This window comes from Acrocarpospora pleiomorpha, assembly GCF_009687885.1.
GTDB lineage: Bacteria > Actinomycetota > Actinomycetes > Streptosporangiales > Streptosporangiaceae > Acrocarpospora > Acrocarpospora pleiomorpha.
Window position 1 is genome coordinate 139,748 of the sequence record NZ_BLAF01000048.1, and the last position, 23,926, is coordinate 163,673.

Below are 23,926 nucleotides of genomic sequence, written 5' to 3' on the forward strand. Positions count from 1 at the left end.
TTCGTAAGGAAAGAACCCCCACATGAGTCAGGAACCGCCCGGTCAGGCGTCGTGGCGTGAGGTGGCGTTGCTGTTTCTCAAGCTGGGGACCATCGCCTTCGGTGGCCCGGTCGCCCACACCGCGATGATGCGCGACGAGCTGGTCCGCCGCCGCGGCTGGGTCAGTGACCAGCGCTTCGTCGACCTGATGGGCGCCACCAACCTGATCCCCGGCCCCAACTCCACCGAACTGGCCATTCACCTGGGCTTCGACCGGGCGCGCTGGCGTGGCCTCATCGCCGCGGGAGTGTGTTTCATCCTCCCGGCCGCGCTTATGGTCACCGGGCTGGCATGGGCGTACGTGACCTACGGCCACACGCCTGCGGTCGAAGGCATCTTGTATGGCATTGTCCCTGCGGTCATCGCGATCATCGCGCACGCTTTGATCGGTCTGCTGCGCACCGCGATCAAGAACATCTGGCTCGGCGTCCTGGCCGTCGCCGCCCTGGCCGCCTACCTGCTGGGCGTCAACGAACTGCTCGTGCTGGCCGCCGGAGCCCTGCTCGCGGGCGCCGCCCGGATGTTGCGCCCGCCCTCGCGTAACCAGGCGCACGGGATCCTGGCCGCCCCGCTGCTCGCGCTCGGCGACCCCGGCCAGCTGGTCCAGCTGTTCACGACCATGCTGAAGATCGGTGCCGTGCTGTACGGCAGCGGCTACGTGCTGCTGGCCTTCCTGCGCGGCGACTTCGTCGAGCGGCTTGGCTGGATCACCGAGCAGCAGCTCATCGACGCGGTCTCCATCGGGCAGGTCACCCCCGGCCCGGTCTTCACCACGGCGACCTTCATCGGCTATGTGATCGCCGGACCGATCGGCGCGTTCCTGGCCACGGTCGCCATCTTCCTGCCGTCGTTCGTGTTCGTCGGCCTGCTGACCAAGCTCACCGACAAGCTGCGCTCGGCGGCGTGGACCTCCGCCCTGCTCGACGGCGTGAACGCCGCCGCTCTCGCCCTGATGGCCGGGGTCTCCTACCAGCTCGGCCTCACCGCGATCATCGACCCGCTGACGGCGGCCATCGCCCTGCTCACCCTGGCCCTACTGTGGAAGACCAGGCTCAACAGCGCCTGGTACATCGCCGCCGGCGCCGCCATCGGCCTGGCCCACACCCTGCTCACCTGACATCCAGGCGCACCGAACATCCTCTTTCCGTACGGGCGGTATGGGCATGCTCCGGGCGATGGGCCGGCCGTTGGACAGTCCCGAAATCGCCGAATAGCGTGGAAAGGGGGACATCATGGCTTCATACGACATGACCGGCAAGAACGCACTGGTGACGGGTGCGACGAGTGGGATCGGCAGGGCCGCCGCGCTGATGCTGGCCGAGAACGGGGCCCGCGTCGCCGTCGCGGGACGGGACAAGGAACGCGGGATGGCCGTCGTCTACGCCATCCGCGCCCACGGCGGCGAAGCCGACTTCATCCCGGCCGACCTGCACGACGCCGCCAGCGCCAAGGACCTGGCCCACCGCGCGGCCGAAACCATCGGCCCCATCGACATCCTGGTGAACAACGCCGGAGTCGCCGCATTCGGCCCCACCGAGGACTTCCCGGAGGAAACCTTCGACGCGATCATGGCCACCGACGTGAAGGCCCCGTTCTACCTGGTGAGTGAGATCGCCCCAGCGATGGCCGCACGCGGCGGCGGCGCCATCGTGAATGTGACCAGCATATCGGGCAGTATCGGCATAGCCGACTCAGCCGCATACGGCGCCGGCAAGTCCGCACTCAACCAACTCACCCGAAACTGGGCCGCCGAGTACGGCCGCAAGGGCGTCCGTGTCAACGCGGTCGCCCCAGGCCCGGTACGCACTCCCATGGCAGACCGAAGCGGCGACCTCCCGGACGCCCTCGCAGAACAGGCACCCGCCGGCTACGTGGCATCCCCCGAACAGATCGCCGCCGCGATCACCTACCTCGCCTCCGACGCATCCAGCTACACCCAGGGCACCATCCTCGCCGTGGACGGCGGCCGCAGCGCCGTCTGACCTGGGGTGAGTCCCGTAGTGCGGCGCTCATCGTGGACGCTCTTCCTCGGGGATCAGGCGAACTGCCTTGTCGCTGACGAGATAGACACCGCCAGCCGCATAAGGACCCGGCACTTATTCCTCCACAAGTTGCCGGATCGCCTCGGCTCGGTGATCGGAGAGTTGCCGGATCTCTTCGACTAGATCGTCGACACCGCCGGGCTCGTCATCGGGCAGGGGATTGTGCTTGGCCCATTCGCGCAACCGTGTGCCAGGTGTTGTGGTGCGGGACTGGGTGAGGCGGTAGTGGGAGGGTGGGATGCCGTAGTGGTCGATGAAGGCCTGGCGGAGGGTTTCGGGGGTGCCGAAGCCGGAGCGGGTGGCTATGGCGGGCATGGGGAGGGTGGTGGAGGCGAGGAGGTGGGCGGCGGATTCGGTGCGGGTCCGGCGGACGAACTTGCCGGGGGTCTGGCCGAGGTGTTTGAGGAACAGGCGGGTCAGGTGGCGTTCGCTCACGCCCGCGTTGGCGGCGAGGGCGGTGGTGGTCAGGTCGGCGTCGGGGTGGGCGGTGATGTGGTCGACCACGCGTTTGACCAGGCTGTCGGAGGGCGGTGGCGGGGCGGTGAACATGCTCATCTGGGCCTGGTTGCCGGGGCGCTGGAGGTAGATCACTAGTTGCCGGGCCACGGTTCTGGCGACGTCGGGGCCGTTGTCCTCTTCGATGAGGGCGAGGGTCAGGTCCAGGGCGCTGGTGACGCCGGCCGAGGTGTAGACGTTTCCGTCCCGGATGAAGATGGGGTCGGGGTCTACGTGGACGTTCGGGTGGCGTGCGGCGACTTCGTCGGCCCAGCGCCAGTGGGTGGTGGCTCGGCGGTCGTCGAGGAGGCCGGCGGCGGCCAGGATCCAGGCTCCCGTGCAGACGGAGGCCACGCGGCGGCTTTCCCGGGCCAGTCGGCGGATGTGGGCGAGGAACAGCCGGTTGGCGGCGGCGTCCTCGCTTCCGATTCCTCCGGACACGAGCAGGGTGTCGATGGGGCCGGTGACGCGTTCGAGGGTTTCGCTGGTGTGCAGGGTCACGGTCGGGCCGCAGTCGATGGGGCGGCCTCCTGGGGTGACGAAGCGGACCTTGTAGTAGGGGACAGCGCCGTGCGAGTTCGCGCACTCCAGGGTGGAGACCACGCAGGCGATGTCAAGTAGCTCTGCGGCGTCGTATCCGACGACCACGAAATCCCGCGGGCTCATGGTCTGACTCTAGGTCGGAAAGACCGCATGCCCAAGATTTCGGACCAGCCTGGTCGCCTTTCTTGGGCGTGCCAGCCTCCCGGCCGCATAGTCGGACCATGACAACGACCGAAGCGCGCAGCGGGTGGCTGCGGTTCACCCTGCACTATGTCGAGATGATCATCGCGATGTTCGTCGGCATGTTCGCGCTGGGATTCCTCCAGTCCGCCGTCGGGCTCGGCATCTCCCACATGGAGTACCCCGATCTCGGCTATCTGGTGATGGCCTTCAACATGTCCGTCGGGATGGCCGTCTGGATGCGTTTCCGTGGGCATGCCTGGCGGCCCACCCTGGAAATGTGCGCCGTCATGTTCGCCCCCGCCGTTCCCTTGTTTCCGCTGCTCTGGCTGGATGTCATCGACGGGGGAACGCTGATGATGGTCGCGCACATCGCGATGTTCCCCCTCATGCTCGGCGTGATGCTCCTTCGCCGCGCGGAGTACGCCCACCACTAGAGCCATCGAGGTGCGATGGCATCACCCAGGAGGAGGCTATTGGCCTGCTCGGCGGAACCCCTCGCCGAGCAGGCCGTGACGCTACCCGGCGTGCAGGGCCTGCAGGGCCCGCGGGGCCTGCGGGGTTTTCGACAGCCGCAGGCCGACGGCGGTGGCGGCTGCGGCGGTGCCGATGGCGATCGTCCATCCCCAAGGCCCGAGCGGGCGGCAGCCGAACAGCGTGCTCACCCCCGGGATGGTGACGATCAGAGCGAGAGCGCCCAGGGAGAGGGCGCCCGCCGCCAGGATGGTGCGGTCGCCGCGGCTGATCGTCATCGTCTGCATGAGCTGCGCCGACACCAGCGCGACCAGCGCGACGGTGCTGGTGTTCCAGCGCGGGCCGATCATGCCGTCGAGCATGGCGGCGGCGGTGGCGGCCGCGGCGGTGACGCCCGCGCGGAGCGTGATGTCGCGGCCCAGCGGCTCGCTCAGGGAGGCCTCGGGGCCTTCGGCGAGCAGCTGCTCGGGGCTGGTTCCGGCCGGGGGCCGTACCGCCACCGCCAGCGCGGGGAGCATGTCGGTGAGCAGGTTGACCAGCAGCAGCTGGCGGGCGTTGAGGGCGGCCGCGCCGCCCAGGGCACCCGCGCCGACGGTGTAGGCGACCTCGCCGAGGTTGCCGCCGAGCAGGATGGCCAGGGCGTCGCGCACCGAGGTCCACATGGCGCGGCCTTCGGCGATCGCGTCGGTGATGGTCTCGATGCGGTCGTCGGTGACCACCACGTCGGCCGCGCCTCGAGCGGCCTGGGTGGCCTCGGCGCCGAGGGCGATGCCCACGTCGGCGAGGCGGATGGCCGGGGCGTCGTTGGCGCCGTCGCCGGTGACCGCGACCACCCGGCCGCTGTCGCGGAAGGCCTTGACGATGCGGACCTTGTGGGCGGGGGTGGTGCGGGCGAACACCGCGACCTCCGGCAGCACCTCGACCAGTTCCGGATCCGTCATGGCGTCGAGATCGGCGCCGGTGAGGATCCGGCCTCCGTTCAGGGCGTTGAGCTCGGCGGCGATCGCCTCGGCGGTGCTGGGGTGATCCCCGGTGACGATGACGTGCCGTACGCCGGCTTGCTGCAGGCGGGCCACGCCCATGGCGGCGGTCGCCCGGACCGGATCGGCCAGTGCGAGCAGCCCGAGCAGGGTCAGCCCGTCGATGCGCGACTCGTCCAGGTCGCGGCGGTTGGAGGCGGGCCGCTCGGCGACCGCGAGCACCCGGTAGCCCTGGCGTGCCAGCTGGTCCACATTCTGGTAGACCTCCTCGCGCTCCTTCTCTTCGAGCGGCACCTCGACGCCGTCGATCAGCCAGCGCGCACTCCGCTCCAGCACGATCTCGGGCGCGCCCTTCACGCTCAGCCGCTGCTCGCCGTCCACCTTGCCGAGGGCGGCGTGATAGCCGCGCCCGGGCTCGAACGGCATCTCGTCGACCAGGCGCCAGGCGCCGATGCCGACGTCGGCGCGGGCCGCGCCGTCCACCACGGCCCGGTCCGTCGGGTGCGGCAGCGCGTCGCCCGGCGTCGGGCAGGCGCGTACGGCGGTGACCAGCACGCGGCGTAGCTCCGGAGTGAGCCGGGAGAGGGGCTCGTCGACCCGCCCGTCGCCGACCCGGCGCAGCCGGATGCGCCCCTCGGTCAGGGTGCCGGTCTTGTCGAAGCACAGCACGTCCACCCGGCCCAGCGTCTCGATCGTGCCGGGATTGCGCACCAGCACGCCGCGCTTGGACAGCCGTTTCGCCGACGCCAGCTCGGCCACCGTGGCGACGAACGGCAGCCCTTCCGGCACGGCGGCGACCGCCAGGCTCACCCCCTGCCCCAGCGCCGCGCCGAGCGTGCGCCCGCGCAGCAGGTCCAGCACGATCAGCAGGCCCCCGGCGCCGAGCGACGCCGGCAGGATCCGCCGGGTGAGATCGTTCAGCCGGGCTTCCACACCCCCGGCCGGCCGGCCGTCCATGGCCGTCCTGGCGCTGCGTCCCGCCTCGGTCGCCTCCCCGGTGGCCACCACCACGCCGACCCCGGAACCGGCCGCGACGATCGTCCCCTGGTACGCCATGGAACGCCGGTCGGCCACGGTCTCGGCGGCCACCGGGCGGGCGGTCTTGGGCACCGGCAGCGACTCCCCGGTGAGAGCGGACTCGTCCACCTCCAGGTTGTCGGCCTCGATCAGCCTGCAGTCGGCCGGCACGGAGTCGCCCGCCTCCAGCTCGACCACGTCCCCGGGGACCAGGCGGTCCGCCGCCGTCTCCAGCAGGTGGCCATCGCGGCGCAGCCGGGCTTGGACGGCAGTGGTGGTCAGCAGGCTGTGCAGCGCGCGGTCGGCGCCCTGCCGCTGCACGCCCCCGATCAGCGCGTTCACCGTGAGCACGCCCCCGATGAGCGCGGCGTCCGCCACCGAGCCCACCACGGCCGAGACCGCCGCCCCGGCCGCCAGGACCGGCGTGAGCGGATTGGCCAGCTCCTCGCAGAACACCTTGAAAAAGCCGGGCGGGCGGCCGTCGGAAGGGGGGACGACCCGGCGGAGTTCGGCCTCGCCGTCCGGCAGCCCGCCGACGGTCGTGCGCAACCGGTCGAGCACGGCCCCGGCGGGCATGATGTGCCAGGGCGTGGGGTCATGCGGGATCGGCGCGGGGCGCCTGAGCATGTGCCGCGCTGTCCACATGCCCGTCGCGAGCGCGATTCCCGCCGCCAGGTTGACCGTCACGAAAGACGTGCGGTTGGCGCCGGGCGTCGCCAGGCCCAGCAGCACCGCGCAGCACGAGCCGGCGAACGCGAGCTGCACGCTGCGCCGGCTGGTCTGCCGGGCCGCGCCGGCCGTGCCGAGCAGCAGCACCGCCCCGGCCATATCGCAGCTCACATCGGCGGTCCACCGCTTGTGCTTCGCCGAGCCGATGCCGACGCCGAGGTCCGCGGCGGCCAGCGCCGCCCGGCCGGCGGCCGAGACCACCGCCACGCCATGCCCGTCGGTCTGCAGGGCGCGCACCTCCGCGGCGAGCCGCCGCCCACCGGTGAGGGTGCCGGTCACGCCGAGCCGATGCCCCGCGTCCCGCGGTCCGCCTGCCAGCAGGACGGTCCCCGCCGATCCGGCCGCCTCGATCACCGCCTTGGCCAGGGGATGCAGTTCGGCGATCATGGTCACCTGGGCGACGATTCGCCCGTCCCTGGTGAGCGTGAGCGTGTCGTCCTGCGTACCGCTCGGCTCGACGGCCCAGGCCGCCTGCTTGCGCGATTGCCATGGATCGGCCGGATCGACCAGTTCGTGGATGACCGCGTGCACCTCCGCGGGATCGTCGTCAGGGCCGAGCTCGGACACGCGGTGGACCGACCAGTTCCCGGTCAGCAGCACGTCGGCGTCGACGACCACGGTGTCGATCCGGTCCAGGCGGCGCAGCGCCCGGTGGTCGAGCACCAGCACGTCGCGCTCGGCCAGGCCCCGGCCGAGCTCGGCGCCGAAGCCCTCCCGGCCCAGCCGCGCGGCCTTCGGCGCGGCCGCCGCCAGGAAGGCCAGGTCACGCCCGGGAACGCGGCTCAGGATGGCCGTCAGGCCGTACGCCCCGAAGGCGACGGGGACGGCCCGGTTGCTGTAGCTCTCGATCGGGCCCGGCGGCAGCGGGACCGGGCGGTCGAGCCGCACGCGCGGCTCGGAGCGGTGCGAGACCGCGTTGGACGCGGCCCGCCTCCAGGCGTGGTGGTGGGCGCGGGACTCGGCCAGCAGCAGGCCGGCGCCGGCGGTGTCGATCAGCTGGCCGACGGGGCGGAACGACAGCACGTTGGCGAGCGTGGTCGAGATCCCGAACAGGGCGTCGGTGGGCTGCTCCCCGAACTGCCTGGTCATCACGGTCCGCAGCCACGGGTAGGAGTCGGCCAGGGCGATCAGGAGCGGCACGGCCGGGGGCAGCCCGCGGGCGCCCGCCAGGCGGCCGGCCACCGAGACGCCAAGACCGGCCAGCCGTACGCCGAATCCGAGCAGGGCCGCGGGAACGTCCGGAAGGGTCATCCCGCCCGCGTACGGCGCGCTGTCGAGGTCGTGCTCGCGCTCCACCTCTTCGATCAGGGCGATCAGGTTGTCCTCGTCGAGCGCCTCACCCGCCAGGAAGACGTAGCCCAGGGCTCGGTTGATCTCGGTCCGGGTCACTCCGTGGGCCGCCTTGAGGCGCCGTTCGAGTGCTTCGGCCGCGGGCTCCGTGCCGGGCAGGTGCAATCCCCGCACCTCGACGCACAGGCCACTGGGTTCGGCAGGACCGTTGCGACGCCTGCGTCGGCGGCCCGGGACGGTCAGGGAATCCACCATCGTGCCGAGCTTGCCCGCTTCGCCACGGACCAGCTCGGGAACCGGCAGGCATCGCACCATCGCGATGGCCAACGTCAATGTCTGCCCGAACATGCCACGATCCCCCAAAACAGCTCGTTCCGGGGGAAGGATCTCTGATGCTAAGTCATACGAAAGGCCCGCCAGGTGCTCTACCCGGCTGGTTAGCACAATGATGACACTTGTCACCCATGCCCTTGAAGCGGACAGAGGGCTTTCAGGCGGCCGCGGGGCCGCACTTCAAGGCGAGCTGCCGCACGGCGGCCTGGATCAGAACCTGGACCAGGTGGGCGACGAGCGCCTCAAGCGCGATGACCGCCGCCTTGGCGAACAACGAACCAAGGAAACTGGGCATTGGGTACCTCTCATAGACGACGTGACATTTTCTACCACAGTTCACCAAAAAAGAGGACATAATCTTCATACGTCTGTACGTGAGGTGAACATCCGATGACCTCTTGGTTCGGGGTGGTGTGGCGGCGTCTGTGCTGGCCCAGGGTCATTGGACCCCGATATTTCGGCATATACGGCATCAAAAGTGAACGTTGATCATGCTCTTCCGGGTCCACGCGGGAACGATCGCAGAGTGTCGCAATCGATGGGGGAAGAGGGGGCTATGACTGTCACCGAGACCAAGAACCCGTCCATGAAGGGCACCGTCGAGAAGGCTTCGATGGCGAAGGGAGGGCCGGACGAAGAGCTGCTGGAGCTCAACCTGCCGATGGTCAGCCTCCAGGTGCACCGGCCGCACATGCACGTCCCGCACATGGACACCTCGTGGGCCGCGCGCGCGATGCGGACCACAAGGTCGGCGATGCCGCCGCCGGAGCAGCTGGTCTACTACGGCGGCCTCGGCGTGCTCGCCGTCCTCGGCGCGGTCGAGTGGCCGATCGCGGCCGCGATCGGGGTAGGAACCATGATCGCGTCCCGCGCCGCAGGCGGCGCGAAGATGGCCAAGCCGGCCGCGAAGCAGGCACCACCGGCAAAGACGCCGGCCCGGCCGACCGCCAGACCGACCGCCAGAGCGAAGGCCAGCACTCGGCGTGTCCGCAAAACTGCCTGACGCCGGGGCAAAGGACGCGACGAGGCGTGTCCGCGAACCTGCCTGAGATGGCCTGAGGCAGGTCTGACTGTCGGGCCGAAGGTGTGGCACAAGGCGTGTCCGCGAGTAGGCCTGACCGTCAGCCGACGGCTCGACCCTGGCGGGGATGCCCCTATGGGCCGTCCCCGCCCTTCACCGGTTCGGTTGATCATGCTCGGGTGAGCTCGACGCACTGCTCCTGGCTGAGAACCGTCGCGCACATCGTGATCCTGTTCCGATCGATCACCCGCCATCGCGCCGGTACGGGATTCTGCGGCTCGCACGTGCCCAGATCGATGAAATACAGCGAACCGGTGTAGTCGGGATCGCGGCCCTCGACCGTCCAGGTCCGGGTGCCCGCGCTGACCGTGCAGTCGTCGGTGACGGTCAGATCGTCGGCGAGCGTGCCCGCGTAGGCCTGCTCGCCGGTGGCCGTCACCTCGACGACCGAGGCGGGCTCGCCGGACTGCCACCTGCCCAGGATGGCGGGCTCGGCCGAGGCCAGCGCCTTGTCGTCGCGGCCATCGCTGCCCACCGGGCGGCGGATACCCTTGCCCGTGTCCACGTTCAGCAGGGAGAACGCGCGGATCCGCCGCTTCGGCGGCTTGACCCGGGTCGCCTTGCGCTTGTCGAACCGCAGGCGCCACACGGGCTGGACGATGATGTCCGGCTGGACGTCGTCCAGGGTCGCCTGGGGCTCGGCCAGCGGGTTGCCGCAGTTGCACTTCACGACCGGCTGGCCCTGGTCGTCGGCCAGCACGCCGATGCCCGCCTGGAGCAGGGCATCGACCGCCGTACTCACCCCGTCGGCGAAGCCGTGGTTACGCACGAGGGTGTCGTTCCGCAGGATCACCGGGGTCAGCTTCTTGATGTAGTCACGGATGCCCTTGACGGGGATCTTCCGCACGGCGGCCCAGGCGGTCGCCTTCGCGAGATTCTTGGGGTCGGTCAGGAATCTCGTCAGCAGGGCCTTGTCGCAGGTTCGTTTGCGTAGCGAGCCGCCGTACAGGCCGGGGGTGTCGCCAGGACGAAGCCCGCCGTTGGGTCCTGGCGTGACGGGCTTCTCGGGGATCGGCAGGTCGAAGAACGGGTCCTCACCGATGGTCTCGACCGCGATGGCGACGATCTCGACGCTTTTCGCGAGGGCCACGCAGCCCGTGGAGAGCAGCAAAAGGAGCACGGTCAGCACCGCGGCTGTTTTCCTCATGCCTCAAACGCTCCGCCGCAGCGGCGCGATCAGCCTGAGTAGTTCGTTACTCAGAAATTTCAGGCAGCGCGCGGTCGTGGTGCACGGAGAGTAATCAATCCGAGCCCTACACATTGACAAAAGCGCTGGCCGATCAGTTACAGATTGGCGAATATGACGCCGTCCGGGGGATAGCCGTGTTGAGTGTTAGCCGTTTGATTCCGAGGTTCCTGGCGGGTTCGGCGGGGAGTGCACGTGCGGCGTTTGCAATTGGCCATGGTGATGATGGCGGTCGCCGGGCTGACGATGACGGGCAACGTCGCGGCCAATCAGGTCCTCAACGACGGGCAGCTGAGCTGGACCTGGGCGTACCTGGCATTCGCGTGCACGCTCACCGGAATGTGGGTCGCCGTCATCAGCCAGCCGGCCAGCCCTTCGGGGGAGCGGATGCCCTGGCTGCCGCACCGGGCTTACCGTCGGCAGTTGCTGACGTCCGTCGCCCGGATGGAGACGGTGGGGGTGTCCACCTCCAGCGTGTACGTGCTGCGATCACGGCAGGTGTATGTGGATCTGGCCCTGTGCCCACGTCCGCAACAGGACATCGCCGGCGACACGGGGGTTGTCTCCCGCGACCAGGCGCGGAGGCTGAGGCGGGCCTCGCTCCGGGAATTCATCGACCAAGGCGGCCCGGGGCATGTCTTCGCGGTAATCGGCCGGCCGGGATCGGGAAAGACCACCTTGCTCCGGCATGAGGCGATGGCGATGTGCCAAAGCCGATGGGGATGGCGTACACAACTGCCCGTCCTGCTCTACCTGCGCGATCACACGAAGGAACTGCTGAGCGAGGAGCCCGCCGACCTGCCGGATATCGCGGTGGCGGCGAGCTGGCTGCACAAGATGATCCCGGCCTGGTGGCTCGCCCGCCAGCTCGACCGGCGCAATTGCGTGGTCCTTTTCGACGGGCTGGATGAAATCGCCGACGAGGACCACCGCAAGCGCCTCGTCTTCTGGGTGAGCAAACAGATCGCCCGCTATCCCAAGAGCACGTTCGTCATCACCTCACGCCCGTACGGCTACCTGTCCAATCCGCTCCCGAGCGCGGAGGTCCTCCAGGTCCAGCGGTTCACCGCCGACCAGATCTCGCAGTTCCTGCACCGCTGGTACCACGCGGTCGAGCATCGCGCCCGCCACGACCCCGAGGCCGGCCATTCCCCGGAGTCGGCCGAGGACATCAGGCGGATGTCGGAGGAGAAGGCCGAGGATCTCCTCACTCGGCTGCGTCGCCAGCCCGCCCTCTGCGACCTGGCCGCGAACCCGCTCCTGCTCACCATGATCGCGAACGTGCACTACTACCGGGGCGCGCTGCCCGGAACCCGGGCCACCCTCTACGCCGAGATGTGCGACTCGCTCCTGCACCGCCGCCTGGAGGTCAGGAACCTGACCGACCTCACCGGCCTGGACGGTCCACGCAAGGCCATCGTCATCGAATATCTCGCGCTTCACATGATGGGCGCGCACGTGCAGAGCATCGCCGCCGACGAAGCCCGATCGGCGATCCGGGAACCGCTGAAAGCCGTCTGCGAGGAGGGGGCTGTCTCTCCCGACCTGTTCCTGGCCGAAATCTGCAAGACCGGCGTGCTCGTCGAGCGCGAACGCGGCGTGTACGCCTTCGCCCATCTCACCCTGCAGGAATTCCTGGCCGCCGCGCTCATCAGGGAGCAGCCCGACCGCCAGGCCCTGCTCGTCGACAACGTGGACAACCCGTGGTGGCGGGAGACCACGCTGCTCTGGGCGGCGGACGCGGACGCCACCGTCCTCATCGAGACCTGCCTGGCCACGGGCACCATCCGCGCGCTGACGCTCGCCTTCGACTGCGCGGGCAACAACCCGCGCCAGATCCAGCCGGCCACCCGAGCCCGGCTCAACCAGATCCTCACGGGCGAGGACTCCCGGCCCGATCACCAGAGGCTGGTCGCCGCCGTCATCGCCGCCCGGACGCTTCGCGAGGTCATCTGGCTCGACGACACGACCGCGGTGTGCGCCAACCCCGTCACGCGCGAGCTTTGGGATCGGTTCGCCCAGCATGAGCGGACGCATGGGTGGCATCCGCCCACCCAGACCGCCCCGGGCTTCGCCGTCGGGGTGCTGGCTGACGACGCGCGCCGGTTCGTGAGCTGGCTCAACGGTCTTTTCGACGACGGCACGAGCTATCGTCTGCTCGTCCCAGCCGAGGTCACCCACACCAACATCAAGCTGATCCCCTCAGCCACCATCCACACCCTGTGGATAAAGGACAAGAGGGCTCTCCGACTTCACCAGCCGGAGTCCGTCACCTGGCCGTACGCCCCCACGATGGAGCAGCTCACCCGGTTCCCCGGCGCAATTCTCGATCACGGCCATCTATTCATCCGGATCATCCAAACCGGGGTGACCCTTGCGGATCTGCGCCGATCGCTCACCTACACGCACATCCTTCTCACCGAGCACCCGCACACGCCGCTCCGGCAGTTTCTCCTCGCCATCGACATCGTCGAGAATCTTTCCCGCAGCTCTGATCGGACGCTCAACTCCGACTACTTCCGCATCCACGCACGAATCGGCGCGCTCAAGCTCGACCGTGCGCCCGCCCGCGACCTGGCCGGCGCCTTCGACCAGGAGCAGAGTCGCGAGCGGGTGCTCGGCCTCGCCCGGGCGCTCGCCCAAGATCTTTCCCGAGACCTTGACCTAGCTCTCCTCCTCGCTCTCGATCGCACCTTCGACCTCGATCACGCCCTCGACCTCGCCCTGGACCGCACCCTGCACCGGGCGATCGGCCCCGACCGGGTGCTCGCCCTCGATCGCATCCTGGACCGCATCCTCGAACAGGAGTACGTCCTGGACGAAGGTCCCGCGCTCGACGCCGATCCCGACCTGTTCCTGGATCTGTCGCTCGGGCTGAAGCCCGATCGCGCCTATGCGCGCGCGATCGCCCGGGCATTCGGCCCCAGCCAGCAGTTCAGATCGGGACGGAAGCACCTGGCGATGACCGTCGCCTGCGGCGTTCTCCGGCGGTGGGCCTGCACCCGCCGTTCCGGGAAATCCTTCGCCGATTCTCTCACCGACCTGCTGTGCTCGTCCTTCCCCGCCATGGCGCGCGCCGCCGAGGACCCCGCCAGCGAGCTACGCGACACACTGGAGCGGCTGAGCCCTCAGTGCCGCGCCGATCCGCATCTCGCGTTATTGATCGAGAACGCCCAGCGCCTGATCGATCCGCTCCTGAATCGCAGCGTGCCCCTCAACCGGGGCGTTCTCATCTCGGCCGGCACCGCCCTGCTGGCTGGCCTCGCCATCCTGCGCACCCTGCCAGGAGAACAGAAACCGGCCGAACGCCTGGCCAGAGTCCTGGGCACCCTGATCGTCCTCGCCGAAGACCAGGACCCCCGCCCGCCCAACGAGATTCTCCTCCTGGCCCCCGTCTCCTGACAGGGGGCATGGCCTGGGCTTTGGGTCAGCCGACCGTGAGGTTGCCGAGGGTGAGCAGGCCGGAGTGCACGTCCTGGGTGGTGTTGGCGAAGCGCAGGTCGTTGCCGCCGGGGAGGGGGTTGGCGACGCGCATGGTGAGCTGGTAGTCGCCCTTGGCGAGGGCGTGCAGGTTCAGTTGGGTGGTCAGTTCGGTGGGGGTCGCGCCGGGCTGGATGCCGGTGATCGACCACGGGACCGGCCAGCGCCTGGCGATGCGGCCGGTGGTGTCGATGGCGGTCAGTTCGATGTCCCAGTCGTAGTAGAAGGGGGCGATGCCGCGATTGGCGATGCGTACGCTGATCTTGGCGTGGCCTCGGGCCGGGCCGGTGGGGAGGGCGGCTTCGGTGACGGTGAGTTCGTAGCCGAGGGATCTGGCCCCGGAGACGGCGCGGAACCATTCGTCGCCGGTGAGGCCGGGGCCCTCGAACGGGGTCTGGTTCAGCAGGAAGGAGGCGTGCGAGCGGGACACCGATTCGGCGTAGTCCTCGTACTGCGCGCAGCTCACGGGTGCGTCGAAGATGCAGGGCTGGACCTCGGGGCGGAGTTCGCCGCCGATGGGCTCGGAGCGCCATTTCTCGGTGACGCCGTTGTCGATCAGTCGCTGGATGAAGTGCCACGGGGTTGGCGGGAGGGTTTCGAAGGCCATCGAGTCGTCGTGGTAGCCGAGGTGCAGGTCCTTGTTGAGGGCGGACGGGTAGCGGACCAGCAGGCGGGTTCGCTTGAACGCGCTCTCGAACCGGTTCAGGACCGCCGCCTGCGTCGCTTCCGACGCCATCCAGTTCTCCGGGCGGGTGGTGCCGTCGTAGGGCCAGGTGTGCCACTCGCCCCAGAAGCCGATCAGGCCGAGCTGGATGAAGCCGATCCGGGTGTCGCCGTCGTACCGGCGGCCGAGCGCGGCGATGAAGCGGTCGAGGGCGGCGGCCAGGCGCGGGTCGTCGTAGTCGGGGGCGAGGCTGACGCCGTTGTTGCCGTGGTCCTGGTACGGGTGCGTGACGAGGCCCTGGTCGAGGAGGAACTGCGGGATGCCGGTGGGCTTGGCGGGATAGTCGAGGTAGAAGCGGAACGCCGCGTGGTGGCCGCGCCGGGCGATCGTGTTGAGCCGGCGTTCCAGGGGAGCCCAGTCGAAGGTGGCGGGGCCGGTCATGACGTCGCGCAGGGGCAGGTAGAACCATTCCATGCTGTGCGGGAAGGTCTGGTAGCTCCCGGCGTACGGCATGAAGCCCTTGAGGGGGTTGTCGGCGGGTGCCTGCTGGTAGGGGAGTGGCGTCCACGGGGAGGTGGCGGACGCGGGGGCGGCGGGCACCGCGATGAGGGCGAGTGCCACGGCGAGCACGGCCCTGATGGCTCGGGTCATTCGACCGTCTCCTGGGGGATAGAGGTGTCGAGCGCATGAAAACAGAAGAACGTAAGTAAACGCAAGATGTGGCGCTGCGATATCGAAGGGAGAAGTATCCCTTGGTGTCCCGTTATGAGGAGCAAACTTGTAACATGATTGCTTTATCGCAAGGTGAACTCTTGTGATAGGGCAAGTGTTCTGATCTCATGTGGTTCGCCGGGCGCCCCCACGCCTGTGCCTCTCTCTCCCGGAGGGATCCATGAGACGCAGACTCTCGACAATCCTGCTCACGCTGACAGCGGTGCTCGCCGCCGCGACCCCGGCGACGGCCGTCGCGGGGCCTCCATCCCGGCCGCCCGCCGGGCCAGGGCCGGACACCGGCCTCACCACGCACACCTATGCGTACGCGGACGCGCCGGTCGGCCAGCCGCTCAAGGGCTTCGCGCCCTACCTGTTCCCCGGCGACAACTACACCAGCAAGTATCCCGGCGGCGTGATGTGGAGCTACTTCGCGCTCAACGAGGTGATGAAGGACCCGGCCAACTGCTCGACGTTCGACTGGAGCGTCTTCGAGAAGGCGCTGGACGAGGCCGCCGTGTGGGGCCGCCAGCTGGCCTTCCGGTTCTACGTGGAGTATCCCGGCGGCACCGCCTCGCATCCCGGCAACGGCATCCCGCCCTGCCTCAACGGCAAGATGGCGCTGCGCACCAACGGCGCGTGGGGCACGGTCAGCCCGGACTACGACGACCCCGACGTGATCGCGGCCTTCACGAGCTTCATCAACGCCTTCGCCGCCCGGTATGACCACGCCGGTCCCGGCGGCACCGCCGATCCGCGGGTCGGCTTCATGTCGCTGGGCCTGGTCGGGCTGTGGGGCGAGTGGCACACCTGGCCGTACGACCGGGATGCCGCGGACGGCTATCCGGACCTGATGCCCACGGACGCCACGATCAGCACGCTCATCCACGCCTTCGACGCGGCTTTCGACAACATCCAGCTGGAGGTGCGCTATCCGCTGGCCGGGGCGGACTCGCCGGGCATCGGGTTCCACGACGACTCCTGGCCGTACCGGGAGTGGCGGAACGGGCAGCTGAAGAGCATGACGTTGCCGCAGTCGATGGGCGGCTGGGAAGACGCGTTCACCCAGCTGCTGCTGAACAGGAACCTGGAGAACCGGTGGACCACCCAGTCGATCGGCGGCGAGGCCCGGCCGGAGATCCAGGGATCTCTGTACGCGAACTGGCCGGGCGGTAGCGGGCAGGTCGATGACGTGCTGGCGGCCACCGAACTCACCCACATCAGCTGGATGATCAACCAGACGGGGGCGGGCGGCTACAGCGCCACCGATCCGAAGGTCGCGGCCGGGGTACGGAAGATGGGCTACAACCTGCACATTCCGCAGGCCAACTTCAACGGCTCCGCGGGCGGCACGTTCAAGGTCGGCGTGACGATGCAGAACGACGGCGTGGCCCCGTTCTACTACCCGTGGACTGTCGTCGTCGGGTTGAAGAACAGCGCCGGCGCCGTGGTGAAGACCTGGGACACCGACTGGGACCTGCGGACGGTCCAGCCGCTCCAGATCCGGACTTTTCCTGACTGGAACCTTTCCGGTAACCCCACCCGGATCGACTTCGGGCGGCCGGTGAACTTCAGTGCCAACCTCAGCACCTCGGGGGTTCCAGCGGGTAACTACAGCCTGGTTCTGAAGGTACGGAATCCGCTTGAAGCGGTCACTCCGGCCGTGTTGCGCGCCCGTCCGGCGGCGTCCAGGCTCTCCGACTGGGTGATCGACCAGCACCGGACGCCTTACCCGCTGTCGTTCGCCAACACCAACCAGAGCACCGACGGATGGGTCAACCTGGGCCCGATCTCCACCTCAGGCACTGTCGACCCCAGCCCTTCGCCCAGTCCTTCCCCGAGTCCCTCCCCGAGTCCGAGTCCGAGTCCGCCGCCCAACGGTCTGGTGCTGGACAATTTCGATGGTTCGCCGGTCTATCCGTCGGCGTACCTCAATGACCTGGGCAAATGGACGGGCGCGAACTGTTTCCTGGACGGTGGCGGTTCCGGGACGGTCACCTCGGGTGCGTTGCAGTTGCGCTACAACAACTGCGGCTGGTTCGGCAGTGACGTCGGGGTCGACCTGACCTCCAAGACCTATTTGGTGGTCCGGGTCAAGGGCGCTTCCGGCGGCGAGCAGAGCCACTTCAACCTCGGCCTAGGTGGCGCAACCAAGCTGTTCGCCGACTACACCCTGGACGGTGGCGGACACCCCACGATCACCACCTCTTACCAGGACATCAGGATCCCGATGGCCGCCAACGGCATCAATCGCAACAGTCCCAGCCAGCTCGCCATGGGCTTCTGGTTCGGCGGCAACTCCACCATCAGCATCGACGAGATCCGCTTCGAGTAACCCTCATGGAGATCCGCATGCTCTTATCCCGCAGCGGCCGGGTAAGCGCCTTCGTGGCGTTCTCCCTGCTCGTCAGCCTCGCCGTCGCCGTCGGCGGGGTCGCGGACGCGCAAACCCGCACCTACACGGCCGACTTCGCCACCGTCATCGCCAATCCCGAACGCGGCTTCCACAGCCGATACGAGATCATCAACGACCCAGCCGTGAACGACTGGGCGAACAGCGGCGCCAGCGTGCCCGGCTTCAACCCCGACCTGCTGGACCGCACCTTCGCCCGGGCCAAGGCCAACGGCAACACCCTGATCCACAGCTACCTGCACCTGGACAATTTCAAGACCGCCGACGACCTGCCGCAGGCCCTGCTGGACAACCTGGACTCCGGTCTCGACGCGATCCGCGCCGCCGGTATGAAGATCGTCTTTCGTCCCACGTACGTCTGGGACGGCTGGTCGGACGTCACCGAGGCCAAGATCCTCCGCCACATCGGCCAGATCGGCGCGGTGCTGACGGCCAACGCCGACGTCGTCATGCACCTGGAAGCCGGCTATCTCGGCGCCTGGGGCGAATGGCACACCGGGAACTACGCCGACCCGTTCAACCAGGACCACGCGGCGACCCGATACCGCGTGATCAAGAAGATCCTGGAGACCACGCCGGACACGATCCCGCTGGCCATGCGCTACCCGATCTTCATCAAGGAGATCGTGGACCCGACCTCGTGCGTCGTACCGGAGGGCTGCGCGCTCACCCAGGCGCAGAAGGACAGGATCGGCTTCCACAACGACTGCTTCCTGTCCGACTACAACGACATGGGCACCTACGACAACAACTCGTGGATGGGCTGGTTCTTCATCGAGCAGAAGAAGCAGTGGATGTATGACCGGCAGACCTCCACCGGCCACAACACGATCATGGGCGGCGAGACCTGCAACTCCGACGGCTACAACGACGCCGCGGGCGTCAACGTGCAGGCGGAGATGGCCAAGCTGAACTTCACCGAGATCAACGAGGACTACGCCGCGGTCAACACCGACAAGTGGAAGGCCACCCAGCTGGCCGCCGCCGGCAACGACCCGGCCGAGACCGCGTTCACCCGGATCGAGCGCAAGCTCGGCTACCGGCTGCGCCTGGTGAGTGCGAGCTTCTCCGACTCCGTACAGCCCGGTGGGCAGCTCACCTTCTCGGCGAACCTCAGCAACGACGGCTGGTCCGGGCCGGTCAAGCGGCGGCCGGCGTTCCTGGTGCTCGACGACGGCACCCACCGCTATGACCTGCCGCTTCCCGCGCTGGACCCGCGAGCGTGGACACCCGGCGATCACTCCGTCCCGGCGCAGACCGTGACCGTGCCGTCGAACGTGGCTCCAGGCACGTACGCGCTGGCATTGTGGCTGCCCGACCAGGCCACGAACCTGCGATCCCGGCCGGAGTACGCCATCCGGCTCGCCAACTCCGGCACCTGGAACGCCACCAAGGGCTACAACGTGCTGGCAGGCAACCTCACGGTGGGACCGTGCGCACCAACCTGCCCGAGCCCTTCGCCCAGCCCTTCACCGAGTCCTTCCCCTAGCCCTTCTCCGAGCCCGAGCCCGAGCCCGAGCCCGAGCCCAAGCCCGAGTCCGCCGCCCAACGGTCTGGTGTTGGACAATTTCGATGGTTCGCCGGTCTATCCGTCGGCGTACCTCAATGACCTGGGCAAATGGACGGGCGCGAACTGTTTCCTGGACGGTGGCGGTTCCGGGACGGTCACGTCAGGTGCGTTGCAGTTGCGCTACAACAACTGCGGCTGGTTCGGCAGTGACGTCGGGGTCGAACTGACCTCTAAGACCTACCTGGTGGTCCGGGTCAAGGGCGCTTCCGGCGGCGAGCAGAGCCACTTCAACCTCGGCCTGGGTGGCGCGACCAAGCTGTTCGCCGACTACACCCTGGACGGCGGCGGACACCCCACGATCACCACCTCCTACCAGGACATCAAGATCCCCATGGCCGCCAACGGCATCAACCGCCAAGGCCCCGGCCAGCTCTCCATGGGCTTCTGGTTCGGCGGCAACTCCACCGTCACCATCGACGAGATCCGCTTCGAGTAGCCGTACAAACCGCCGCAGGGCCACAGCGACGTGGCCCTGCGGCAGCCTGCCTTCACATCGGAAGCACGATTTACGCACCCACCTCCTGTTACTCCTTCGTAATGGCAACTCCGCACTTTCCCATTGACAAGTATTTGAAATATTTCGAAGATGGCTCCCATGTCGAACGTGTTCGAGCAGGTCCCCGCCGAGGTTCGGCGGGAGCGGATCCTCGCGATGGTGCTGGAGCAGGAGTTCGTGCGGGTCGCCGACCTCAGCACGGCCTTCGGCATCTCCGACGTGACGGCCCGCGCCGACCTCGACGCCCTGGAAGGGCGCAACATGCTCCGCCGGGTGCGCGGCGGGGCGATGGCGGTCGGCAAGCGGTTGCGCGAGGAGCCGTCGTTCGAGGAGGCGCTCAGCACGTCCGCGATCGAGAAGGCGCTGATCGGGGAGGCCGCCGCCGCCCTGGTCAACGACGGTGAGAGCATCACCCTGGACGTGGGCACGACCACCACGTTCATCGCCCGGGCTCTGGCCGCCCGCACCGAGCTGGCCGAGGTCGTGGTGTTCACCAACGGGCTCAACATCGCGCTGGAGCTGGAGGGCGCGATCCCGCGCCTCACCGTGGTGCTCACCGGCGGCACGCTGCGGCGACGCCAGCACTCGCTGGTGGATCCGCTGGCCCACCACATCTTCGACCGCATCAACACCTGCACGGTCTTCCTCGGCTGCAACGGGGTGCACCCGGAGGCGGGCATCACCAACATCAACCTTCCCGAGGCAGAGATGAAACAGCGCATGCTGCGGGCCGCGGCGCAACGCGTCGTGGTAGCCGACGGCTCCAAGATCGGCCAGATCCAGCTCGCCGCCGTCGCGCCGATCAGCGAGGTGGACCTGCTGATCACCGGCCCGTCCGCGGACCCGCGCGTGCTCGCCGCGCTGCGCGAGCGCGGCCTGCGCGTCGAGGTGGTGGGCCCGTGACGCTGACCGTCGGCAGATCCAGCCCGCCGAAGATCGCCCCCGCGCGCGGTCGCCGCAGGACGGCCGGTGACCCCGTGGTGGCCTGGCTGTTCCTGCTGCCGGCACTGATCGGGTTCACGGTGTTCTACCTGGCCCCGACGGTCCGCGGCTTCTGGATCAGCCTCACCGACTGGAACCTGCTCTCCGAGCCGCGCTTCGTCGGCCTGGACAACTACCGCGACATGCTCGCCGACGACAAGTTCTGGAACGCGCTGCGCATCACCGCCGAGTACGTGGTGATCAACATCGGCTCGCAGACCGTGCTCGCGCTCGCCATCGCGGTGCTGATGGACCGCCTCACCCGTTCCGTGCTGGTACGCGCGGCGATCGTGGTGCCGTGGCTGGTGCCGAACGTCACGGTGGCGATCGTGACGCTGTTCATGCTCGACCACAACGTGGGCTTCGTGAACCACATCCTGGACGTGCTCGGCTTCGAGCCACAGGCCTTCTACGGCGACTCCGACCAGGCCATCGCGACGATCGCGCTGGTGAACACCTGGCGCAACATGGGCTACACGGCGCTGCTGTTCTTCGCCGGCATGCAGATGATCCCGCGCAACCTGTACGAGGCGGCGGCTGTGGACGGCGCGGGGGAGTGGACGATGTTCCGCCGGGTCACGCTTCCGCTGCTGCGGCCCGTGACCGTGCTGGTCCTGGTGGTGTCGATCATCGGCTCGTTCCAGATCTTCGACACCGTCGCGGTGACCACCAAGGGCGGCCCGGCCGACGCCACCAGGGTCATCTACTACTACATCTACCAAAAGGCATTCAACGAGTTCCATATGGGCTACGCGGCGGCGATGGCGGCGACGCTGTTCGTGCTCCTCATCGCGCTGTCCGCCACCCAGATGCGTCTGCTCCGCGCTTCCAGCTCGGACCTCCGGTGAGGACGGCCATGGCAACCTCCCCCATCTCCCGGCGCAGGCCGCGCCGCCGTACCGGGCCAGGCAGGATCCTCGCCTGGGTGGCGCTGGCCGTGCTGCTGCTGGTCACGCTCTACCCGTTCGTCTGGATGCTGCGGACCGCGTTCACCGGCAACCGGGAGATCTTCAACGGCGACTACTCGCTGATCCCGGCCGACCCCACGCTGGTCAACTTCTCCCGGGTGCTCGGCCACGCGACGCCCGAGGAGTCGATCGCGGCCGGCGGCAGCGGGGCCGAGGTGGACTTCTGGCTCTACCTGCGCAATTCGGTGGTCTTCACCGTCATGATCGTGATCGGGCAGGTCGGGTTCAGCGCGACCGCGGCGTACGCCTTCGCCCGGTTGCGGTTCCGCGGCAGGGACACCCTGTTCGCCGTGTTCCTGGCCGGGCTGATGGTGCCGCCGATCTTCACGGTGCTGCCCAACTTCGCCCTCGTGCGCGACCTCGGCTGGCTGGACACGTTCCCGGGGCTGCTCGCGCCGTACCTGCTGATGACCCCGTTCGCGATCTTCTTCCTGCGCCAGTTCTTCCTCGGCATCCCGCCCGAGATCGAGGCCGCCGCGACCATCGACGGCGCCGGGAAGTTCACCGTGTTCTGGCGCATCATCCTGCCGATGAGCACCGCCCCGCTGAGCACGCTGGCGGTGATCACGGCGGTGTTCGCCTGGAACGAGTACCTGTGGCCGCAACTGGTCGGCAAGGACGAGGGGGTGCGGCTGCTCAACGTCGCGCTGGGCGTGTTCGCCCAGTCCTCGCCGACCTCCTCACCGGACTGGGCCGGGCTGATGGCCGCGGCCACGCTCCAGGTGATCCCGGTCCTCCTGCTGCTCATCGTGTTCGGACGCAGACTCGTGAACTCGATCGGGTTCACCGGCATCAAGTAGCACCCCCCACAAACCGGCGCCGCGCGCGGTGCCGGGAGCCGACAATCCCCAGCAAAGGCAGAACCATGATTAGAAAGCCGATCGCCCTCCTGGCTCTCGCGGTCGCGATGGCCGCCTGCGGCACCTCCGCCGAGACCGAGACCCCCGAGGCGGCGGAGAAGGTCACCCTCACCTACAGCCTCTGGGACCCCAACCAGCTGCCGGCCTACCAGGAGTGCGCCGACGCGTTCACCGCCACGTCCGGCATCCAGGTCAAGATCACCCAGCAGGGCTGGGAGGACTACTGGAACGGCATCACCACCTCGCTGGTGTCCGGCACCGCGCCCGACGTGATCACCAACCATGTCGCGTACTATCCCGAGCTGGCCGCCAACAACCAGCTCCTGGACATCCAGCCCTTCGTGGACCGGGACAAGGTGGACCTGACCCGCTACACCGGCGACCTGGCCTCGCTCTGGGTCCGCGACGGCAAACGGTACGGCCTGCCGCAGGACTGGGACACCATCGCGCTCGTCTACAACGTCAAGGACGTCGAGGACGCCAAGATCGACCCGGCCACCCTCAAGGACCTCACCTGGAACCCGGCCGACGGCGGCACCTTCGGCGAGCTGATCAAGAAGCTCACCGTGGACGCCAACGGCAAGCGCGGCGACGAGGCCGGGTTCGACAAGACGAAGGTCGCCACCTACGGCTGGGGCCTGGAGCAGGGCGGCGGGGTCGTCGGCCAGACCCAGTGGTCCTGGATGCCGCTGTCCATGGGCTTCCAGTACCTGGACAAGAACCCGTTCGGCACCGACTACAAGCTGGACGACCCGCGCCTGGCCGAGGCCATCACCTGGTGGCAGGACCAGATGAAAGCCGGGTACGTGCTGCCCCGCGAGGAAGCCGGACGGCTCGGCCTGGAGCCGATGATGCAGACCAACAAGGCCGCCCTGGTGCCGGACGGGTCCTGGCGGATCGGCACCTGGGCCGGCAGCACCGACCAGAAGTTCGCGTTCGCCCCCCTCCCGCGCGGTCCGCAGGGCCGCAAGACCATCATCAACGGCCTGGCCCCGTCCATCACCGCCGGGACCAAGCACCCCGACCAGGCCTGGGAGTGGGTCAAGTTCATCGGCTCGCCCGCCTGCCAGGACCTGGTGGCCAAGCGCGCCGTGGTGTTCCCCGCGATCACGACCGCGGCCGCCGCCGCTGCCGAGTCGCACCGGGCCAAGGGCGTCGACGTGTCCGCGTTCACCGACATCGCCGCCGACCCGGCCAGCCTGTCGTACTACCCGATCACCGGCAGCGCCAACGAGATCAACACCGAGGCGCAGGCGGTGATCGACCAGATCCAGGAGCTGAAGGTCGTCCCCGCCGACGCGCTCAAGGAGCTCGATACACGCGTGGCCGACATCCTCAAGTAATCCTCGCCGGGTCGGCACACCGGTGCCGGCCCGGCCTCCCGAGAAGGACAG

Annotated in this window: 16 protein-coding genes; 11 read left to right on the plus strand and 5 right to left on the minus strand. The window is 68.6% G+C overall.

Annotated features, from left to right (window positions below; genetic code table 11):
- Positions 1-22 precede the first annotated feature (22 nt).
- Both chrA and Aple_RS35070 read left to right on the plus strand, forming a co-directional pair.
- Positions 23-1,156, plus strand: coding sequence for a chromate efflux transporter (gene chrA / locus Aple_RS35065; RefSeq protein ID WP_155349041.1), 1,134 nt, complete (start codon positions 23-25; stop codon positions 1,154-1,156).
- Positions 1,157-1,271: 115 nt separating this feature from the next.
- A complete protein-coding gene (locus Aple_RS35070; protein ID WP_218038655.1) occupies positions 1,272-2,021 on the plus strand; it encodes an SDR family NAD(P)-dependent oxidoreductase in 750 nt (249 codons plus the stop codon).
- Between the two features lie 114 nt (positions 2,022-2,135).
- Here the strand turns inward: Aple_RS35070 and Aple_RS35075 are convergent, their stop codons facing one another.
- The gene (locus Aple_RS35075) at positions 2,136-3,242 is read right to left on the minus strand and encodes a GlxA family transcriptional regulator (protein WP_155349042.1); all 1,107 of its coding nucleotides are present in this window, start codon (positions 3,240-3,242) and stop codon (positions 2,136-2,138) included.
- A 98-nt stretch (positions 3,243-3,340) separates the two neighbouring features.
- Between Aple_RS35075 and Aple_RS35080 the strand changes: the two genes are divergently transcribed.
- Positions 3,341-3,736 (plus strand): hypothetical protein, encoded by a 396-nt coding sequence (locus Aple_RS35080; RefSeq protein ID WP_155349043.1) that lies wholly within the window; start codon positions 3,341-3,343, stop codon positions 3,734-3,736.
- Positions 3,737-3,817: 81 nt separating this feature from the next.
- On the opposite strand, the gene Aple_RS35085 is transcribed toward Aple_RS35080, so the two are convergent.
- Both Aple_RS35085 and Aple_RS35090 read right to left on the minus strand, forming a co-directional pair.
- Positions 3,818-8,137, minus strand: a complete 4,320-nt coding sequence (locus tag Aple_RS35085; RefSeq protein WP_155349044.1) for a cation-translocating P-type ATPase — start codon at positions 8,135-8,137, stop codon at positions 3,818-3,820.
- A gap of 142 nt (positions 8,138-8,279) precedes the next feature.
- Positions 8,280-8,417, minus strand: a complete 138-nt coding sequence (locus tag Aple_RS35090) for a hypothetical protein (RefSeq protein WP_155349045.1) — start codon at positions 8,415-8,417, stop codon at positions 8,280-8,282.
- Positions 8,418-8,678: 261 nt separating this feature from the next.
- On the opposite strand from Aple_RS35090, the gene Aple_RS35095 reads away from it, so the two are divergent.
- Entirely contained in the window at positions 8,679-9,125 is a 447-nt protein-coding gene (locus tag Aple_RS35095; RefSeq protein WP_155349046.1) for a hypothetical protein, read from the plus strand.
- 187 nt (positions 9,126-9,312) lie between these two features.
- On the opposite strand, the gene Aple_RS35100 is transcribed toward Aple_RS35095, so the two are convergent.
- The gene (locus tag Aple_RS35100; protein ID WP_155349047.1) at positions 9,313-10,350 is read right to left on the minus strand and encodes a DUF6777 domain-containing protein; all 1,038 of its coding nucleotides are present in this window, start codon (positions 10,348-10,350) and stop codon (positions 9,313-9,315) included.
- Positions 10,351-10,584: 234 nt separating this feature from the next.
- Here Aple_RS35100 and Aple_RS35105 point away from each other — a divergent pair, with 234 nt between their 5' ends.
- Positions 10,585-13,791, plus strand: coding sequence for an NACHT domain-containing protein (locus Aple_RS35105; protein ID WP_155349048.1), 3,207 nt, complete (start codon positions 10,585-10,587; stop codon positions 13,789-13,791).
- A 25-nt stretch (positions 13,792-13,816) separates the two neighbouring features.
- Here Aple_RS35105 and Aple_RS35110 read toward each other — a convergent pair whose 3' ends face one another.
- Positions 13,817-15,184 (minus strand): DUF4832 domain-containing protein, encoded by a 1,368-nt coding sequence (locus Aple_RS35110; protein WP_155349049.1) that lies wholly within the window; start codon positions 15,182-15,184, stop codon positions 13,817-13,819.
- Between the two features lie 241 nt (positions 15,185-15,425).
- On the opposite strand from Aple_RS35110, the gene Aple_RS35115 reads away from it, so the two are divergent.
- The 6 genes from Aple_RS35115 to Aple_RS35140 all read left to right on the plus strand — a co-directional run bounded on the left by Aple_RS35115 (position 15,426) and on the right by Aple_RS35140 (position 23,875).
- A complete protein-coding gene (locus tag Aple_RS35115) occupies positions 15,426-17,579 on the plus strand; it encodes a DUF4832 domain-containing protein (protein ID WP_155349050.1) in 2,154 nt (717 codons plus the stop codon).
- A gap of 17 nt (positions 17,580-17,596) precedes the next feature.
- Entirely contained in the window at positions 17,597-19,663 is a 2,067-nt protein-coding gene (locus Aple_RS35120; RefSeq protein ID WP_170321807.1) for a DUF4832 domain-containing protein, read from the plus strand.
- Between the two features lie 159 nt (positions 19,664-19,822).
- Entirely contained in the window at positions 19,823-20,626 is an 804-nt protein-coding gene (locus Aple_RS35125; protein WP_174889918.1) for a DeoR/GlpR family DNA-binding transcription regulator, read from the plus strand.
- Complete coding sequence (locus Aple_RS35130; protein ID WP_218038656.1) at positions 20,623-21,552, plus strand: carbohydrate ABC transporter permease; 930 nt, start codon at positions 20,623-20,625, stop codon at positions 21,550-21,552. Before Aple_RS35125 ends, Aple_RS35130 begins: the two co-directional genes overlap by 4 nt.
- A gap of 8 nt (positions 21,553-21,560) precedes the next feature.
- Positions 21,561-22,472, plus strand: coding sequence for a carbohydrate ABC transporter permease (locus tag Aple_RS35135; protein ID WP_155349052.1), 912 nt, complete (start codon positions 21,561-21,563; stop codon positions 22,470-22,472).
- Between the two features lie 65 nt (positions 22,473-22,537).
- Positions 22,538-23,875 (plus strand): ABC transporter substrate-binding protein, encoded by a 1,338-nt coding sequence (locus Aple_RS35140; protein ID WP_155349053.1) that lies wholly within the window; start codon positions 22,538-22,540, stop codon positions 23,873-23,875.
- The last annotated feature ends 51 nt before the right edge of the window (positions 23,876-23,926 follow it).

Bases quoted from the DNA above. Each gene is read 5' to 3' on its own strand.
- Aple_RS35090 (WP_155349045.1), bottom strand. From the start codon at position 8,417: ATGCCCAGTTTCCTTGGTTCGTTGTTCGCCAAGGCGGCGGTCATCGCG.
- Aple_RS35120 (WP_170321807.1), top strand. From the start codon at position 17,597: ATGCTCTTATCCCGCAGCGGCCGGGTAAGCGCCTTCGTGGCGTTCTCC.
- Aple_RS35100 (WP_155349047.1), bottom strand. From the start codon at position 10,350: ATGAGGAAAACAGCCGCGGTGCTGACCGTGCTCCTTTTGCTGCTCTCC.
- chrA (WP_155349041.1), top strand. From the start codon at position 23: ATGAGTCAGGAACCGCCCGGTCAGGCGTCGTGGCGTGAGGTGGCGTTG.
- Aple_RS35080 (WP_155349043.1), top strand. From the start codon at position 3,341: ATGACAACGACCGAAGCGCGCAGCGGGTGGCTGCGGTTCACCCTGCAC.
- Aple_RS35085 (WP_155349044.1), bottom strand. From the start codon at position 8,137: ATGTTCGGGCAGACATTGACGTTGGCCATCGCGATGGTGCGATGCCTG.
- Aple_RS35140 (WP_155349053.1), top strand. From the start codon at position 22,538: ATGATTAGAAAGCCGATCGCCCTCCTGGCTCTCGCGGTCGCGATGGCC.
- Aple_RS35125 (WP_174889918.1), top strand. From the start codon at position 19,823: ATGTCGAACGTGTTCGAGCAGGTCCCCGCCGAGGTTCGGCGGGAGCGG.
- Aple_RS35115 (WP_155349050.1), top strand. From the start codon at position 15,426: ATGAGACGCAGACTCTCGACAATCCTGCTCACGCTGACAGCGGTGCTC.
- Aple_RS35095 (WP_155349046.1), top strand. From the start codon at position 8,679: ATGACTGTCACCGAGACCAAGAACCCGTCCATGAAGGGCACCGTCGAG.
- Aple_RS35070 (WP_218038655.1), top strand. From the start codon at position 1,272: ATGGCTTCATACGACATGACCGGCAAGAACGCACTGGTGACGGGTGCG.
- Aple_RS35135 (WP_155349052.1), top strand. From the start codon at position 21,561: ATGGCAACCTCCCCCATCTCCCGGCGCAGGCCGCGCCGCCGTACCGGG.
- Aple_RS35110 (WP_155349049.1), bottom strand. From the start codon at position 15,184: ATGACCCGAGCCATCAGGGCCGTGCTCGCCGTGGCACTCGCCCTCATC.
- Aple_RS35075 (WP_155349042.1), bottom strand. From the start codon at position 3,242: ATGAGCCCGCGGGATTTCGTGGTCGTCGGATACGACGCCGCAGAGCTA.